Consider the following 15,460-nt stretch of genomic DNA (forward strand, 5'->3'; position numbering starts at 1 on the left):
AATGATTCCCGCTTACCGCGCGGCCAGCTCTTCACCGGCCTCGGCTGCATCCGTACCCTCAGCCGTCGTGCCAGCCTCGCCACCGGCCTGCTGCTCGGCAAGCCAGGCTTCGAATTCGTCCTTCTCGAGCGCCTCGACGACGATCGGCATAAAGCCATGATCCCGACCGCAGAGCTCGGCGCAGCGGCCGCGGTACACACCCGGCTCCTCGATCACGGTCCAGGTCTCGTTGACGAAGCCCGGAATCGCGTCCTTCTTCCAGCCAAGGTCGGGCATCCACCAGGAGTGGATCACGTCCGCCGCCGTAATCTGGAACTTGATGCGCGTATCCACCGGCAACACCAGCCGCCGGTCGACGTTCTGCAGATAGTTGGGAACCGAGGCGGGGTTGATGCCGGAGTCGAGCCGCCGCGCCCGATCACTGTCGGTGGCCAGACGGCTGAGGAACTGCACATCCTCACCCATGTACTCATAGCCCCAGAACCACTGGTAACCGGTGATCTTGACCGCCATCTCCGACTCGCTGGTGTCGTCGAGATCGATCAGGACGCCGGTCGCCGGCACCGCCATCCCCACCAGGATGACGAGCGGAATCACCGTCCAGACGATCTCGACGGCGGTGCTGTGATGGAACTTCGCCGGCTTGACACCCCGCGACTTCCGGTGACGGAAGATCGAGTAGAACATCGCACCAAACACGCCAACACCAATCACCACGGTGATGGTGAAAATGGTCATGTGCAGGTTATAGATCTCCTGGCTCGATTCGGTGACACCGCGGGTCATGTTGATCAGGCTGAAGTCCGCGAATGCCGGTGTCGCCAGCAGCATAAGGGCTGCCAGCAAGCCGAAGCGCCCGAATCCCCTCATGGCGGTCATGTTTGTCATCCCGTTCTGTCTCCCAGACTGTGCGAGGGGCCGACGGAAGGCGCTGCCTGCGCTTCGTCGGCCGCGGTGGCCGAAACGATGCCGTCATCACCACAGCGCGCCATCGGCCCGATACAACGGCCGAGTTCCCGGGCCAGGCTGCGCCGCTCTTCGGCCTCCAGGAAATCGCCAATGATCAGTTCCTGGCCCCGCGAGCGCAGGAGAAGCTGCGTCTCTCCCCAGCGCCGCGGCAGCCGCCGCAGGACCACTTCGGTCCAGGCCCGGTTCAGGTCCCAGGCCTGCTCGACGCGACCGCGGCCCTTTTCCACGCGGACCGCATTGCCGTCCACGTGAATGATCTCGCGATCCAGCGACCGACGGGCCGACGTGTACAGCGCAATCCCCAGCGCGGTCAGCTCCAGGCCGGCGAAAGGCAGAACCGGCCAGAAGCCCATCCACGTGCAGACCAGGGCGATGCCCAGGCACACCGCGCTCAGGCCCGCGAAAATCCGCATCGTCTGACCCCAATCCGGGGCAATGTTGGGCGCCAGAACAAACTGACGTCCGCTGGATCCCTCGCTTGTGCTCCGGGTGCTCATGTCAACGCTCGCGGTCGCGCATCGAATTGACGACCATCAAGTTTAGATAACTCCGCGCCTGGAGAAAAGCAGAATTCCTGCTCATCGCGGTTTTCAGCGCGTCCGGCGTGGCACTGAAAGGGTATCGAGCGGCACTCGCACCTCCCCGCTTTCGGCCATCATCTGGGTCTGCGCGTCGGTGCCCCAGGCATGGCCATAGGCCACCTCCCAGGTGGCCGGCAGACGGCCGTCGGCATCCCGCAGGCCGTTATAGGCCGCCTCCATGGCCCGCCAGCGGCGGGGGGTAGTGAGCCCGCGATACCGGCCGACGAGCGCATTGCGCAGGCCCAATGCGTCCAGGTCGCCCACCAGATCCGCCACGGCATCGTAAGTGAGGGTGAAATGCTCCATATCCATCACCGGATCCGCGAGGCGGGCATTGACCAGCGCATCGCCGATGTCATGCATGTCGACGAAACCGTGCACATGGGGATCCACATCCACCGCCTGCCAGGCGCGCCGGAGCTCGTCGAGCGTATCCGGGCCGAAGGTGGCGAACATCAGCACACCGTCCGGTCGCAGGATGCGCTGCAGCTCCCGGGCCGTCGCGCTCAGGTCGGGAACGCGATGGAATGCCAGGCTGGAGAAGACCAGATCGAAACTGTCATTGCGGAACGGCAACTGCTCGAGCCCGCCACAGACACCGGGTGGACGGCGCCAGCGCCCGCCCCGGCGACGAGCCTGCTCGACCATGGGCAGGGCCAGATCCATCGCCACGAAACGGGCCTTGGGATAGCGCCTACGGAGTGCCTCGGTGTTGACGCCGGTGGCACAGCCTAGATCGAGGATGGCCTGCGGCTGGAGACGAATGTAGTCGAGCCGCTCCACGAGTCGTCGACCGACCTCGCGATGCAGAACGGCCGTCCCGTCGAATCGTGGCGCGGCGCGCTCCAGGCGGCGGCGAAGGACTCGTGGGTCAAGTCGAAGTGGATCGTCCTGAGCGTCTTTCATCCATTCATGCTGCCATATTCCGCCGCCGGTCGGCAGGCCGGCGCCCGGTGCTGGCGCCCTCCCGACCGTGGCGGCAGTCTGCGGCCGTGCATCGCATTCGACACGCCCGACCTCACCACTCGACCTGGCGCTCAACGACGCCGCTAGAACACTGGCTACACAATCTGCTGGACGGCCGCTGCCGGTTCTGCGCCGCGCGCAGCCTTCAACACCCCCTGTGTGCGGGCTGCCGCGAGGATCTGCCCTGGATCACCGCCGCCTGCCGGCGCTGCGCCCTGCCGCTGGCAAGTGGGGCAAGCCAGTGCGCCGGCTGCCTGAGTAACCCGCCGCCCTTCGACCGCACCCATGCGCTATGGACCTATACCCACGGGGTGGACCGGCTGATTCGCGCCTTCAAGCTGCGCGAAGACTTCTCCGCCGGGCGTCTGCTCACGAGCCTCGCGGCCAATGCCATGCGCGAGCGGAAAAAGCCCTGTCACGGACCGCTCCTGCCCATGCCGCTCCACCCGAAACGCTATCGCCAAAGAGGATTCAATCAGTCGGCACTGATTGCCGGCTGGTTGGGTCCGCCGGTCATCATGCGACTGGTCCATCGCCGGCGACATACGCCACCGCAACGCGGCCTCGATGCGGCCGCCCGACAGCGCAATCTCGAGGGGGCCTTTCGCCTGCAATGCCCGCCCCCGCGATCCGTGGTCCTCGTGGACGATGTGCTGACCACCGGGGCCAGCCTCGCGGAGTTGGCGAACTGCCTACGGGCCGGCGGGACCGAACGCATCGAGGTCATCGTCCTCGCCCGGGCAATCTAGCCGGCGATCAGATAGGACAACACGATCCCGACGAAGATGATTCCGCCGTAGACGTTGTTGTTGAGGAAGGCCCGAAAACTGCCCTCTCGACTGCGATCACGAATCAACCATTGCTGATAGGCGAATAGCCCCGTGGCCAGGGTGAGGCCAGCGAAGTAAACCACCCCGAACCCGGCACGCCAGCCAATCAGCGCCAGCAGCAGGGTCATCAGCACCTGCAGCACGCCGATCATCAGCCGGTCCTGACGGCCGAAGAGAATGGCGGTGGATTTGATGCCGATCTTCAGGTCATCATCCCGGTCGACCATGGCGTACTCGGTGTCATAAATCGTCGCCCAGACAACCGCCGCCGCGAACACCAGCCAGGCCATCACCGGAACCTCACCGGCCTGAGCGGCAAAGGCCATGGGCGCGGCCCAGCCGAAAGCAGCGCCCAGATGAACCTGTGGAAGATGCGTATGGCGCTTCATGAAGGGATAACTGGCGGCCAGTGCGACCCCGGCCAGAGACAGCAGGATGGTCAGACGATTCATGAGCAGCACCAGCCCGAACGCCAGCAGGCAGAGCACCACGAATAGCGTCAGCGCTTCTCGCTCCGTCACGGCCCCAGTGGTCAGCGGACGCTCGCGGGTCCGTTTGACGTGACGGTCGAAATCGCGGTCGGCATAGTCGTTGATGACACAGCCGGCGGCGCGCATCACCAGCACCCCCAGCACGAAAACCACCAGCACGCCCGGCCTCGGCCAGCCCTCGGCGGCCAGCCACAGTGCCCAGAGCATCGGCCAGAGCAACAGGAAATTGCCGATGGGCCGATCCAGCCGGGCGAGCCTTGCATAGAGCAGAAGCCGCTGGCGCAGATCAGTCGCTGGCATGGGAGAGCTCCTCGAGCAGGGGTTGCAGAAACACTTCGGTCACCAGCAGCGGCCGGCCGGCGATCCGGAAGACCGAACGACGGGCCCAGCGGGGGTCATCGCCGCGGGCTGCGGCGCGGGCGCCCAGGCGTGAGCGAGCGTCCAGCGGCGCCACTTCGATGGCGCCCCGGACCACGGGATAGCGGCCAAACAGCAAAGCGCCCAGGGGCTGGCGGCCCAGCGAACGCAGCCGGCGGAGCGGGCCGCGCAGGCTGGTGCCCGGAATGACGCTGCGCGCGTAGACCAGCGGCCGATCCGCCTGGCAGAGCAGCACCTCTCGCAGCCAGAACCACTCGTTGACGGGACGGCCCAGACGCCGGCGCTCATCCGGCCAGGCACGCCCCCAGCGCTCTTCCATCACGCGGACCCGAAAGGCTTCACCGGCCAGCGCTCGGAGGCGACGGGTGAGCGACCCGGGCTCGTCCAGCCAGTCACGCAGCGGTCCATTCCCCGGACGTGCACTCGGCACGCCCCGCGGGCGCCAGTCACGGAGCCCGGGCTCACTCATGCGTTCTTCGTCCTCATACCTGGGCGTATCGCTCGCCCTCCCCTACCCAGCGGCGGATCAGTTCGCTCACCGCCTCGGGATCATCACGCAACAGCCCCGGTGCGGCGGATTGCACCGAATCCAGCAAATCACCATCACGCAGCAGATCCGCGATCCGATAGGAAAGCGCACCCGTCTGCCGCGTGCCAAGCACCTCGCCCGGACCGCGTATCTCAAGGTCGCGCCGGGCGATGCGAAAGCCGTCATTGCTCTCGCGCAGGATGCCCAGTCGAGCCCGAGCGGTCTCACCGAGCGGGCCATGATACAGAAGCACGCAGCTGCTCCGGGTCTCCCCCCGCCCAACCCGGCCACGGAGCTGGTGGAGCTGCGCGAGGCCCAGGCGCTCGGCATTCTCGATGATCATCAACGAGGCATTGGGGACGTTGACGCCGACCTCGATCACCGTGGTGGCGACCAGCAGGTCGACATCACCGGACTCGAAGTGGCGCATGATCGCCTCTTTATCCGCCGCCGCCATGCGGCCATGCACGAGGCCCACCCTGATATCGGGGAGCTGCTCCTGCAGACGCGCCGCGGTTCCCTCAGCGGCCTCGGCCTCCAGCACATCCGAATCCTCCACCAGGGTGCAGACCCAGTAGGCCTGACGGCCCTCGGCGCAGGCAGCGCGGATGCGATCAATGACCTCCTCACGGCGGGTATCCGGCAGCGCCACGGTCTTCACCGGCGTTCGCCCGGGGGGTAATTCATCGATCACCGAGGTATCGAGGTCCGCGTAGGCCGTCATGGCGAGTGTGCGCGGAATGGGTGTCGCGGTCATCACCAGCTGATGCGGCTGGCTCTCACCATTGCCCTTATCGCGAAGGGCAAGGCGCTGATGCACCCCAAAACGATGCTGCTCGTCGATCACCACCAGCCCCAGGGCCCGGAACACCACATCGTCCTGGAACAGCGCATGCGTTCCGATCACCACCTGGATATCGCCGGAGGCCAGGCCCGCCAGCGTCTCGCGCCGTCGCGCTGCGGTACTGCGTCCGCTCAGCCAGCCGACGCGGATCCCCAATGGCTCGAGCCAGTTCCGGAAGCTGCGTTCATGCTGCTCGGCGAGCAATTCGGTGGGTGCCATGATGGCCACCTGCCAGTCGGCGGAAACCGCATGCAGCCCGGCCAGTGCGGCAACGACGGTCTTGCCCGACCCCACATCACCCTGCACCAGGCGGAGCATCGGTGCGGCCATTGATAGATCGGCCACCACCTCGTCGTGCACGCGGGACTGCGCCGCAGTGAGCGCAAAGCCCAATTGCTCCAGAAACCGCCGTGCCAGGGCAGTGTCCGCCTTGATGATAGGTGCCGGCGCCGACTGCCGCTGTACCGCACGCAACCGCAAAAGACTCAGTCGGTGGGCCAACAGCTCCTCAAAAGCCAGTCGGCGCACGGCCGGATGCTGGCCATCGAGCAGCGCCTGGGTATCGGCCTGCGGCGGCGGCGCATGCACTGTGGCAAGGGCGTCGACCAGGTCAGGCAAACCCATTGCGGCGCGCAATGTCTCGGGTAGCCATTCGGTCACCGCGCCGGGATGGGCCAGTGCGGCGGCGATGACGCGACGCAGGGCATGCTGGGTCAGCCCGTCCGTCGCTGGATAGACCGGCTTGAACTCGCCGTCCGACATCGGCGCATCGGCGTCGACACGCACCCAGTCGGGGTGGACGATCTGCAGCGTGACGGGGCCGTGCCGGGCCTCGCCGAAGACACGCAGCCGGACACCCCGCGCCAGCTGACGCTGCTGGTTGCCGTAGAAGTGAAAGAAGACCAGCTCCAGGCTACCGGTCCCATCGCTCAGGCGACAGACCAGCCGCCGCCTGCGACCGGCAACGACTTCGCTGGCGGTGACCTCGCCCTCAACCAGCGCGGAGGTACCGGGCCTCAGCTCGCCGATATTAAGGACCCGCGTGCGGTCCTCGTAGCGTAACGGCAGATGGAAAGGCAGATCCTCAAGTCGGACCAGCCCCAGCCGGGCAAGCTTCTCGGCGAGCCGGGGCCCGACCCCCGCGAGCCGGGTGACGGGCATACCCCCTGCGGCGGCGGCCTCGGCCACGGACTAGCCGGCGTCGGCCAGACTCAGAATGGCCTCGACCTCGACGAGGGCGCCTTTCGGCAACTCGGAGACGCCGATCGCCGCCCGGGCGGGATAGGGCTCGCTGAAATACTCTGCCATGATGCCGTTCACGGTGGCGAAATGCCCGAGATCGGTCAGGAAAATCGACAGCTTGCAGATCGATGACAGATCGCCACCGGCCGCCATGCAGACATTGTGCAAGTTATCGAATACCCGCCGCGTCTGGGTGTCGATATCCGCGCCCGCCATATCCATGGTTACCGGGTCCAGCGGGATCTGCCCCGAAATGAACACCAGCTCCCCCACCTGGACCGCCTGGGAGTAGGGGCCAATGGCGGCGGGGGCCTGATCAGTCTGAACGATTCGGCGGGTCATGGTGGCTCCTTGCGAGGTGCGGCCGGGCGTTCAGCCCCGCCGGCGGGTGATACGCAGCACGGCGGAGAGCCCGCGCAGGCGGCGCATGATTCGCGCCAGGTGGACACGACCGCGTACACCCAGCACCAGCTTCATGGTGGCAATCATGCCTTCCTTTTCCTCGATTTCAACGGCATCGATGTTCGAGTCGAGATCGGAGATCACCGCCGCCACACTGGCCAGGACCCCTCGCCGGTTCATGACCTCCAGATCAATCGCCACTGGGTAATCGCCCTCGGCCACCGCATCCCACTGCACATCGACCCATTTCTCGGGGTGATTACGGTATTCACGGATGTTGTTACAGGTCTGGTGATGGATGACCACACCCCGGCCGGCACTGGCAAAGCCGACGATGGGATCACCGGGAATCGGCCGGCAGCACCGGGCAAACGTGACCACGGCGCCCTCGTTGCCGCGAATGGTCAGCGCTCCGCTCGCCGTGGCATGGCGTGACTCGTCCGGCTGCTCTTCGGCACCGGCCAGGTACCGGGCCACCAGCCAGGGCATGCGACGCCCCAGCCCCACTTCCTCGAAGACCGCATCGAGGCCTTTCACGCCGAGAGATTCCAGCGCTTCCCCCACCTTGTCACCATCCAGGCTGGCGAGCGTGAGCCCCATGGCATTGAGCGCCTGTTCCACCAGTCGCCGACCAAGGTCCACGGCCTCGACGCCCTGCAGGCGCTTGAGGCTATGGCGAATCGCCGCACGGGCCTTCGCAGTCACCACGAAATCGAGCCAGGCGGGATTAGGCCGGGCGATGGGGGCGGTGATGATTTCTACCGTCTGGCCCGTCTCCAGCGGTGTCCGCAGCGGTGCCAGCCGATTGTCGATATTCGCGGCAATACAGGCGTCGCCGATCTCCGAGTGCACGGCGTAGGCGAAATCGACCACCGTGGCACCCTTGGGCAGCTCCATGATGTCGCCACCCGGCGTGAAGACATAGACCTCATCGGGCAGCAGATCGATCTTGACGTTCTCGATGAACTCGATCGAATTGCCGGCATTCTCCTGCATCTCCATCAGGCCATGCACCCATTCCCGGGCCCGGCTCTGGGCGACGCTGGTGGGCCCTCCGGCATCCTTGTAAAGCCAATGGGCGGCGATCCCGGCCTCGGCCACACGGTCCATCTCGGCGGTGCGAATCTGCACTTCCAACTGGATGCGCCGGGGTCCGAGCAGTGTCGTGTGGAGACTCTGGTAACCGTTGACCTTGGGGATGGCGATGTAGTCCTTGATACGACCGGGCAGCGGTTTATAGAGCCCATGACAATGGCCGAGCACCCGATAGCAGGTGTCCACATCGGCGACGACCACGCGAAAGCCGTAGACATCGAAGATGTCATCGAAACCCGCCTGCTTGTTGCGCATCTTCTGGTAGATGCTCCAGAGATGCTTCTGCCGGGCAATGACGCGGGCCTCGATACCGCCCTCAGCCAGACTGTCGCAGAGCTCGTCGCGGACGCTATCGAGCAGTTCACGCCGGGAGCCGCGCTGCTGGCGCACACGCTCCTTGAGCACGCGGTAACGCATGGGATAGAGCGCTGCGAAACCAAGATCCTCGAGCTCCACCCGGACGCTGTTGATGCCAAGCCGCTGGGCAATCGGTGCATAGATTTCCAGGGTTTCGCGGGCGATGCGTGCGCGCTTGCTCGGCGGCATCACGAAGATGGTGCGCATGTTGTGCAGGCGGTCGGCGAGCTTGATCAGGATGACCCGGATGTCTTGGGACATCGCCATGACCATCTTGCGGAAATTTTCCGCCTGCGCCTCGGCCTTGCTGCGGAAATTGATCTGCGTGAGCTTGGAGACGCCATCGACCAGCTGCGCCACTTCGGCACCAAAGGCCTCGGCGATTTCCGCCTTGGCGGTGGGCGTATCCTCGATCACGTCATGAAGGATGGCCGCGCAGAGGCTCTCGGCATCCAGCCCCATCTCGCCGAGCGTCCTGGCCACGGCAAGCGGATGCGTGATGTAGGGTTCTCCGGAGAGGCGGCGCTGGCCGTCGTGGGCGGCTGCGCCGAACTGGTAGGCCCGATAGACCTGCTGGACCTGGCGTGGCTCGAGGTAATCCTCAAGCAGCGAACAAAGGTCGGCCGCGCGGGTTGCGGAATCAGAACCCACTGCCTCCCGTTTCACCGCCGCCTCGCTGCTTGCCATGGATGCCGGGTCAGTCGGCCGGCTTCTCCTCGTCGGGGGTCACCCCGGGTGCATCGACGCCCGCTTCGGTGGGCATCGCAGCCGCGTCGGCGGCCTCGCCTGCGGCGGCCTCGGCGGCGTCGTCGAGCGCACCCAGCGCCTCGGCGGCTTCCGCTTCGACATTGAGGATCTCCGACGTGACATAGCCGTCGGCAATCTCGCGCAGCGCGACGACCGTGGGCTTGTCATTCTCCCAGGCAACAAATGGCTGGCTGCCATGGGCCACCTGACGGGCACGACGCGTCGCGGCCAGCACCAGTTCAAATCGATTGTCGATCGTATCGAGGCAATCCTCGACCGTCACTCGCGCCATGCCGGCAACCTCCAGATTTCGCTGAACTCTTTACTGCAGTGCAGTGTAGCGTGAAAGCCGACAACCAACCAAGCTTTATTGGGCTAGCGCCGGCAGGCGGTCCGTCGGCCAGGGCCTCCATCCATATCATGGACTGCCGACTGCGCCGTCGGTCAATGCCGCCAGGGCATCGGCGTTGACATCAATCTGATGGGCGAGCCCCAGGCGACGGGCACGGACAATGGCATCGAGATCGGCGAGTGCCGTAGCAAAGTCATCATTCCAGACCAGGTAGTCATATTCTCCGCAATGGCTCATCTCGCTTACCGCGGCGGCCATGCGCGAGGCGATCACCTCGTCGCTGTCCTGCCCACGGCCACGCAGACGTTGCTCGAGGGCATCGCGCGAGGGCGGCAGGATAAAGATCGACACCGTTTGCGCCATGCGCTCGCGGATCTGCCGGGCACCCTGCCAATCGATCTCCACGAGCACGTCGCGGCCGGCGGCAAGATCCGCCTCCACGGCGGCATAGGTCGTGCCGTAGCGGCGGTCGAACACCTGAGCGTGTTCCAGGAAAGCGTCTGCCTCGATCAAACGCAGGAATTCGCTGTCATCCACAAAATGATAGTCCCGGCCCGCCTGCTCGCCGGGGCGCGGCGCCCGCGTCGTGTGAGAGACCGAGATCACCAGCTTCGGATCTTGCTCCATGAGCGCGCGCAGTAGTGACGTCTTGCCCGCCCCGGAGGCCGCCGAGACGATGTAGAGCGTGCCTTTCATGCCCGTATTCATTCGGTTGATGCTACCCTGTGCGGTCTTTTTCCGTACTTTCGTGAATACTGCAGGAGAACGCAATGCGCCCCAGTGGCCGAGCCGCCGATCAACTTCGCTCCATCCGTCTTACCCGCGGCTTTACGCGACATGCCGAGGGCTCGGTTCTGGTGGAGTTCGGCGACACGCGGGTGCTTTGTACGGCCTCGGTGGAGGAGCGCGTGCCGCCGTGGCTGCGCAACAGCAACCGCGGCTGGGTCACGGCGGAATACGGCATGCTGCCACGTGCCACCGGCAGCCGGACCGACCGTGAGGCAGCCCGCGGACGCCAGCAGGGGCGAACGGTGGAAATCCAGCGGCTGATCGGTCGAGCACTGCGGGCGGTGGTTGACCTGGAGGCCCTGGGCGAGCGCCGGGTGGTCATCGACTGCGATGTCCTGCAGGCCGACGGTGGCACGCGCACCGCATCGATCACCGGTGGCTATGTCGCCCTGGCCGACGCGGTGGGCACGCTGATGAAGTCGGGCAAAGTCCGCCGCAACCCGCTACACGGCCAGGTCGCCGCGATTTCGGTGGGCATTCACCAGGGTACGCCGGTACTCGACCTTGACTATGCCGAGGATTCCGAGGCAGAAACCGACATGAACGTGGTCATGAATGACGCCGGTCATTTCATCGAGGTCCAGGGCACCGCCGAAGGCCATGCCTTCCGGCGCGCGGAACTGGACAGCATGCTCGATCTCGCCAGCGACGGCATCGAGCGACTCATTGCCGAACAGCGCACCGCCCTGGAGGGCTGAGATGGCACTGATCCCGCGTCTGGTCGTCGCCAGTGGCAATCGCGGCAAACTGGCGGAGCTCGAATCGCTATTGACCGGGCTGGTCGACGAGGTACTTCCGCAGTCCTTTTACTATGTGCCCGAGGCCGAGGAAACCGGCAGCACGTTCGTCGAAAACGCCATCATCAAGGCACGGAATGCCGCAGCACACACCGGCCTGCCGGCCATTGCCGATGACTCCGGCCTCGAGATCCCGGCGCTCGACGGGGCACCCGGTGTGCGATCCGCGCGCTGGGCTGGCGAGGATGCGGACGACGCCGCCAACAACGCCAGGCTGCGGGATGAACTGATCGATCTGGGCGACGCGGACCGCGCCGCCGCCTATCGCTGCGTGCTGGTGTTCATGCGGCATGCCGGGGATCCGGCGCCGATCATCGCCGAGGGCGTATGGCACGGCCACCTGGTCGACGAACCGACGGGAGACCAGGGGTTCGGTTACGACCCGCATTTCTTTCTGCCCGAAGCGGGCTGCACGGCGGCGCAACTCCCGGGCGAGACCAAGAATATGCTGAGCCACCGCGGTCAGGCACTGGCCTCGATGCGACGCCGCCTGGAGACGGAATGAGCGGTGTCCTGACCCCACCGCCACTGGGCCTCTACGTGCATCTGCCGTGGTGTGTCCAGAAATGCCCCTACTGCGACTTCAACTCCCATGCCCTGCGCGGCGATCTGCCCGAATCGGACTATATTGGCGCCCTGTTGCGCGACGCCGAAGGGGAGGCGGCGCGGGCGAACGGGCGCACGGTGGAGACGATTTTCATCGGCGGGGGCACGCCCAGCCTGTTCAGCGCAGAGGCGATCACCCGGCTGCTGCGGGGACTCGGCGAGCGGCTGCCCATCGCGGCGAATGCCGAGATCACCCTCGAGGCGAATCCGGGCACACTCGAGGCCGGCCGGTTCAAGGGATTTCTCGACGCCGGCATCAACCGCCTCTCCATTGGTGTTCAAAGCTTCGACGACGCACATCTCCGGCGGCTCGGCCGCATTCACGGCGGTGGCGAGGCGAGCCGCGCCGTCGAGGCGGCTCAACGCGCCGGTTTCGAGCGCATCAATCTGGATCTGATGCATGGCCTCCCGGCGCAGTCCGGCGGCGAGGCGCTTGCCGATGTCGAGCAGGCGTTGGCACTGGGCATCCGCCATCTTTCGCATTATCAGCTCACGCTGGAGCCCGGCACGGCCTTCCATGCCCGGCCGCCAACGCTTCCAGACGAAGACCGGCTGGCCGACATCGAGGCGGCCTGCGCGGAACGGATCGCGGAAAGACAGCTGCAGCGCTATGAGGTATCCGCCTGGGCGGTCCCCGGCGAAGAATGCCGCCACAACCTCAATTACTGGCGGTTTGGCGACTATCTAGCCATCGGCGCCGGCGCCCATGGCAAGGTCAGTCAGGCCGATGGCCGGATCCAGCGATACAGCAAACTGCGTATGCCCCGTCAATACCAGACACATGCCGGGACGCCGCCCGCAACGGCAGAGACGCGCCCGGTGACGATGGCCGAGCGACCATTGGAATATCTGATGAATGCCCTTCGATTGACCGCCGGCGTGCCAATGAACGAAGCCCTTGCCCGCACCGGACTGACGCGGGACGCCTTTGAGCCTGCTCTGAGCGAGGCACGGGAGCAGGCGCTGCTGGTGGATGACCCGGCCTGGCTGCAGGCGACTCCACACGGCCAGCGATTCCTCGATGATTTACTGAGCCGATTCCTCTACGTGGCCCCCGGCACTGCGGAGGTACGCTCCGGATGATCGAGACGCTTACCATCGAATGCCCGTACTGTGGCGAGGCGTTCACCACCGTCGTCGACTGCTCCGCCGGCGATCAGGCCTATATCGAGGACTGCGTGGTCTGCTGCCGGCCGATTGAATGCCGCCTCAGCGTGACCGAGGAAGGACCGGCACTCGAAGTCGGGCGCGACGACGACTGACCGCGCCGGAGCGCATGCCAATCAGAAGGGCAGCGGCGTCTTGTTGAGCGCCACCAGGACGATGTAACCGTACACCGCGAGTGCGCCAAAGAAGGCGCCGAAACGTACCGGCGCGGGACGGCCGCGCTTGAACACCATGAAACCAAGCATGATGTAGATGACCAGGGCGATGATCTTGGCGGTAATCCAGCCATGCAAATCAACCGGATAGCGCCAGCCGATCCAGGCCACGGCGAAACCGGTCAGCAGCAGCAGGGTGTTGATGATATGCGGAAGGATCCTAACCCAACGACGCTTCAGCATGCTGGAGCCGGCCACCAACCAACCGCCCCGAAGGATGAAAAGCAAGACGGTCAGTGTCGCCACCGTCGTGTGCAGATGCTTCAGCGCGATGTAGAGCATGAAACCTTCCCCTGGGCCCGAACCTTTGAATGCGGCGAATGTTACCGGGCCGGCCCGCGCCTGTCACAGGCCGCCAGGAGCTCATGCCTTGAATGCAGCGCAACATCGTCTCTTGTACCCATGGCCGCAAGCGCCTAAGATATCGCGGTTCCGAATCTAGCGTTTCGAGATACGCCATGAAGAAAGACATTCATCCCAATTATCGCCAGGTCGTTTTCCAGGATATTTCCTCGGATTTCTCGTTCCTGACCCGCTCGACGGTGCAGACCGATGACACGATCCAGTGGGAGGACGGCAACGAGTACCCGCTCGTGAAGGTGGAGATCTCCAGCGCCAGTCATCCCTTCTATACCGGTAAGCAGCGCGTCCTCTCCAGCGGCGGCCGCGTGGATCAGTTCCGTCGCCGTTACGGGGCGATGGCAAAGGGTGCCAAGGACTGAAACGCCCACGTCGGGCATTCCGCTGATCGGAGTGCCTTGACCTGACAATGCCAGCACCTGGCGCCACCAGGAGTCGTTTCATGGCCGACAAAACCGTCACCATCACCGATAACGCGACCGGAAAGCAGTCTGAAATGCCGGTCCGCGAGGGCACACATGGGCCCGACCTGATCGACATTCGCTCACTGCAGGGCGATCTGGGCTACTTCACATACGACCCCGGTTATAGCTCCACGGGCAGCTGCCAGAGTGACATCACTTTCATCGACGGCGATCAGGGCGTTCTGCTCTACCGTGGTTATCCCATCGAACAGCTCGCCGAGCAGAGCTCGTTCCTCGAGGTCTCGCGCCTGCTGATCCATGGTGATCTGCCGAACAAGGCCGAACTCGAGGCTTTCGAGGAGGCCATCACGCGGCACACGATGGTGAACGAAAGCCTGCGGATCTTCTTCAACGGCTTTCACTACGACGCCCACCCGATGGCTATGCTCACCGGTGTTGTCGGCTCGCTGTCGGCGTTCTATCACGACACCATCGATATCAATGATCCTGAGAATCGCCTGCTCTGCGCGCACCGGATCATCGCCAAGATGCCGACCATTGCCGCGGCAGCATTCAAGCACATGGTGGGTGAGCCGTTCGTGCACCCGCTCAACCGCCTCTCCTACACCGGTAATCTGCTGAACATGCTGTTCGCCCGGCCCAGCGAGGATTTCGAGATCAATCCGGTGGCCGAACGCGCCCTGGATCAGCTGCTGATCCTGCACGCTGATCATGAGCAGAACGCCAGCACCTCCACGGTCCGTCTGGCAGGCAGCACCGGGACGAACCCGTTTGCGGCCATTGCATCCGGCTGTGCCGCACTCTGGGGCCCTGCACACGGCGGCGCCAACGAGGCGGTTCTGCGGATGCTCAGCGAGATCGGTACGGTCGAGCAGGTACCGAAATTCATTGAGAAGGCCAAGGATAAGAACGATCCATTCCGCCTCATGGGCTTCGGGCACCGCGTTTACAAGAACTACGATCCCCGTGCCACCATCATCCGCAAGACCTGTCATGAGGTGCTGGACGAGTTAGGCGTTGCCAATGATCCGCAACTCGAACTGGCCATGAAGCTCGAAGAGATCGCCCTGGCCGATGATTATTTCGTGGAGCGAAAGCTCTACCCCAACGTCGACTTCTACTCGGGCATCATCTATCGGGCGCTCGGCATTCCGACCGAGTTCTTCACGGTACTGTTCGCCATCGGCCGCACGCCGGGCTGGATCGCGCAGTGGATGGAGATGCTCTCCGATCCGGAGCAGCGCATCGGCCGCCCACGCCAGCTTTATACCGGCGCCGCACGGCGCGACTACGTGCCACTCCACCGCCGCCGCTGATA

At 64.9% G+C, this 15,460-nt stretch carries 18 protein-coding genes; 7 read left to right on the forward strand and 11 right to left on the reverse strand.

Annotated elements, in window-relative coordinates:
- Positions 1–12: 12 nt before the first annotated feature.
- The 3 genes from coxB to bioC all read right to left on the reverse strand — a co-directional run bounded on the left by coxB (position 13) and on the right by bioC (position 2,456).
- Positions 13–888, reverse strand: a complete 876-nt coding sequence (gene coxB, locus V6X30_RS07095) for a cytochrome c oxidase subunit II (protein ID WP_367983923.1) — start codon at positions 886–888, stop codon at positions 13–15.
- Positions 885–1,466 (reverse strand): DUF2244 domain-containing protein, encoded by a 582-nt coding sequence (locus tag V6X30_RS07100; protein ID WP_367983924.1) that lies wholly within the window; start codon positions 1,464–1,466, stop codon positions 885–887. The genes coxB and V6X30_RS07100 overlap by 4 nt, the downstream gene beginning before the upstream one ends.
- 93 nt (positions 1,467–1,559) lie before the next feature.
- Positions 1,560–2,456, reverse strand: a complete 897-nt coding sequence (gene bioC / locus V6X30_RS07105) for a malonyl-ACP O-methyltransferase BioC (protein ID WP_367983925.1) — start codon at positions 2,454–2,456, stop codon at positions 1,560–1,562.
- An 86-nt stretch (positions 2,457–2,542) separates the two neighbouring features.
- Here bioC and V6X30_RS07110 point away from each other — a divergent pair, with 86 nt between their 5' ends.
- Positions 2,543–3,265 carry a ComF family protein gene (locus V6X30_RS07110; protein WP_367983926.1) on the forward strand — a complete coding sequence of 241 codons (723 nt, stop codon included), beginning with the start codon at positions 2,543–2,545 and terminating at the stop codon, positions 3,263–3,265.
- Here V6X30_RS07110 and ubiA read toward each other — a convergent pair.
- From ubiA to gmk, 7 genes are all read right to left on the reverse strand, one after another.
- Positions 3,262–4,122, reverse strand: a complete 861-nt coding sequence (ubiA, locus tag V6X30_RS07115) for a 4-hydroxybenzoate octaprenyltransferase (RefSeq protein WP_367984555.1) — start codon at positions 4,120–4,122, stop codon at positions 3,262–3,264. The two genes, V6X30_RS07110 and ubiA, sit on opposite strands and share 4 nt — an antisense overlap.
- A gap of 1 nt (position 4,123) precedes the next feature.
- The gene (locus tag V6X30_RS07120; RefSeq protein ID WP_367983927.1) at positions 4,124–4,684 is read right to left on the reverse strand and encodes a chorismate--pyruvate lyase family protein; all 561 of its coding nucleotides are present in this window, start codon (positions 4,682–4,684) and stop codon (positions 4,124–4,126) included.
- A 13-nt stretch (positions 4,685–4,697) separates the two neighbouring features.
- Complete coding sequence (gene recG, locus V6X30_RS07125; RefSeq protein WP_367984556.1) at positions 4,698–6,749, reverse strand: ATP-dependent DNA helicase RecG; 2,052 nt, start codon at positions 6,747–6,749, stop codon at positions 4,698–4,700.
- A gap of 30 nt (positions 6,750–6,779) precedes the next feature.
- The gene (locus V6X30_RS07130) at positions 6,780–7,172 is read right to left on the reverse strand and encodes a RidA family protein (RefSeq protein WP_367983928.1); all 393 of its coding nucleotides are present in this window, start codon (positions 7,170–7,172) and stop codon (positions 6,780–6,782) included.
- 30 nt (positions 7,173–7,202) lie between these two features.
- Entirely contained in the window at positions 7,203–9,371 is a 2,169-nt protein-coding gene (spoT, locus tag V6X30_RS07135) for a bifunctional GTP diphosphokinase/guanosine-3',5'-bis pyrophosphate 3'-pyrophosphohydrolase (protein WP_367983929.1), read from the reverse strand.
- Between the two features lie 10 nt (positions 9,372–9,381).
- Positions 9,382–9,723, reverse strand: coding sequence for a DNA-directed RNA polymerase subunit omega (gene rpoZ / locus V6X30_RS07140; protein WP_367983930.1), 342 nt, complete (start codon positions 9,721–9,723; stop codon positions 9,382–9,384).
- Positions 9,724–9,849: 126 nt separating this feature from the next.
- Positions 9,850–10,479: a guanylate kinase gene (gene gmk / locus V6X30_RS07145; protein WP_367983931.1), complete on the reverse strand. Its 630-nt coding sequence runs from the start codon at positions 10,477–10,479 to the stop codon at positions 9,850–9,852.
- 74 nt (positions 10,480–10,553) lie between these two features.
- On the opposite strand from gmk, the gene rph reads away from it, so the two are divergent.
- From rph to V6X30_RS07165, 4 genes are read left to right on the forward strand one after another with little or no spacing between them, the layout of a single operon-like run.
- Positions 10,554–11,270 carry a ribonuclease PH gene (rph, locus tag V6X30_RS07150; RefSeq protein ID WP_367983932.1) on the forward strand — a complete coding sequence of 239 codons (717 nt, stop codon included), beginning with the start codon at positions 10,554–10,556 and terminating at the stop codon, positions 11,268–11,270.
- Between the two features lies 1 nt (position 11,271).
- The gene (rdgB, locus tag V6X30_RS07155; RefSeq protein ID WP_367983933.1) at positions 11,272–11,874 is read left to right on the forward strand and encodes an RdgB/HAM1 family non-canonical purine NTP pyrophosphatase; all 603 of its coding nucleotides are present in this window, start codon (positions 11,272–11,274) and stop codon (positions 11,872–11,874) included.
- On the forward strand, positions 11,871–13,058 hold the full coding sequence (gene hemW, locus V6X30_RS07160; protein ID WP_367983934.1) for a radical SAM family heme chaperone HemW: 1,188 nt from the start codon (positions 11,871–11,873) through the stop codon (positions 13,056–13,058). Before rdgB ends, hemW begins: the two co-directional genes overlap by 4 nt.
- Positions 13,055–13,237: a CPXCG motif-containing cysteine-rich protein gene (locus V6X30_RS07165; protein ID WP_367983935.1), complete on the forward strand. Its 183-nt coding sequence runs from the start codon at positions 13,055–13,057 to the stop codon at positions 13,235–13,237. Before hemW ends, V6X30_RS07165 begins: the two co-directional genes overlap by 4 nt.
- Positions 13,238–13,258: 21 nt before the next feature.
- Here V6X30_RS07165 and V6X30_RS07170 read toward each other — a convergent pair whose 3' ends face one another.
- The gene (locus tag V6X30_RS07170) at positions 13,259–13,639 is read right to left on the reverse strand and encodes a SirB2 family protein (RefSeq protein WP_367983936.1); all 381 of its coding nucleotides are present in this window, start codon (positions 13,637–13,639) and stop codon (positions 13,259–13,261) included.
- A gap of 176 nt (positions 13,640–13,815) precedes the next feature.
- Here V6X30_RS07170 and V6X30_RS07175 point away from each other — a divergent pair, with 176 nt between their 5' ends.
- The gene (locus V6X30_RS07175) at positions 13,816–14,079 is read left to right on the forward strand and encodes a type B 50S ribosomal protein L31 (protein WP_367983937.1); all 264 of its coding nucleotides are present in this window, start codon (positions 13,816–13,818) and stop codon (positions 14,077–14,079) included.
- Positions 14,080–14,159: 80 nt separating this feature from the next.
- Entirely contained in the window at positions 14,160–15,458 is a 1,299-nt protein-coding gene (locus V6X30_RS07180; protein ID WP_367983938.1) for a citrate synthase, read from the forward strand.
- Positions 15,459–15,460 lie beyond the last annotated feature (2 nt).

This window comes from Spiribacter sp. 1M189 (assembly GCF_040838345.1).
GTDB classification, from domain to species: Bacteria; Pseudomonadota; Gammaproteobacteria; order Nitrococcales; family Nitrococcaceae; genus Spiribacter; species Spiribacter insolitus.

Bases quoted from the DNA above. Each gene is read 5' to 3' on its own strand.
- coxB (WP_367983923.1), bottom strand. From the start codon at position 888: ATGACAAACATGACCGCCATGAGGGGATTCGGGCGCTTCGGCTTGCTG.
- V6X30_RS07100 (WP_367983924.1), bottom strand. From the start codon at position 1,466: ATGAGCACCCGGAGCACAAGCGAGGGATCCAGCGGACGTCAGTTTGTT.
- bioC (WP_367983925.1), bottom strand. From the start codon at position 2,456: ATGAAAGACGCTCAGGACGATCCACTTCGACTTGACCCACGAGTCCTT.
- V6X30_RS07120 (WP_367983927.1), bottom strand. From the start codon at position 4,684: ATGAGTGAGCCCGGGCTCCGTGACTGGCGCCCGCGGGGCGTGCCGAGT.
- recG (WP_367984556.1), bottom strand. From the start codon at position 6,749: ATGCCCGTCACCCGGCTCGCGGGGGTCGGGCCCCGGCTCGCCGAGAAG.
- V6X30_RS07130 (WP_367983928.1), bottom strand. From the start codon at position 7,172: ATGACCCGCCGAATCGTTCAGACTGATCAGGCCCCCGCCGCCATTGGC.
- spoT (WP_367983929.1), bottom strand. From the start codon at position 9,371: ATGGCAAGCAGCGAGGCGGCGGTGAAACGGGAGGCAGTGGGTTCTGAT.
- rpoZ (WP_367983930.1), bottom strand. From the start codon at position 9,723: ATGGCGCGAGTGACGGTCGAGGATTGCCTCGATACGATCGACAATCGA.
- gmk (WP_367983931.1), bottom strand. From the start codon at position 10,479: ATGAAAGGCACGCTCTACATCGTCTCGGCGGCCTCCGGGGCGGGCAAG.
- rph (WP_367983932.1), top strand. From the start codon at position 10,554: ATGCGCCCCAGTGGCCGAGCCGCCGATCAACTTCGCTCCATCCGTCTT.
- rdgB (WP_367983933.1), top strand. From the start codon at position 11,272: ATGGCACTGATCCCGCGTCTGGTCGTCGCCAGTGGCAATCGCGGCAAA.
- hemW (WP_367983934.1), top strand. From the start codon at position 11,871: ATGAGCGGTGTCCTGACCCCACCGCCACTGGGCCTCTACGTGCATCTG.
- V6X30_RS07165 (WP_367983935.1), top strand. From the start codon at position 13,055: ATGATCGAGACGCTTACCATCGAATGCCCGTACTGTGGCGAGGCGTTC.
- V6X30_RS07170 (WP_367983936.1), bottom strand. From the start codon at position 13,639: ATGCTCTACATCGCGCTGAAGCATCTGCACACGACGGTGGCGACACTG.
- V6X30_RS07175 (WP_367983937.1), top strand. From the start codon at position 13,816: ATGAAGAAAGACATTCATCCCAATTATCGCCAGGTCGTTTTCCAGGAT.
- V6X30_RS07180 (WP_367983938.1), top strand. From the start codon at position 14,160: ATGGCCGACAAAACCGTCACCATCACCGATAACGCGACCGGAAAGCAG.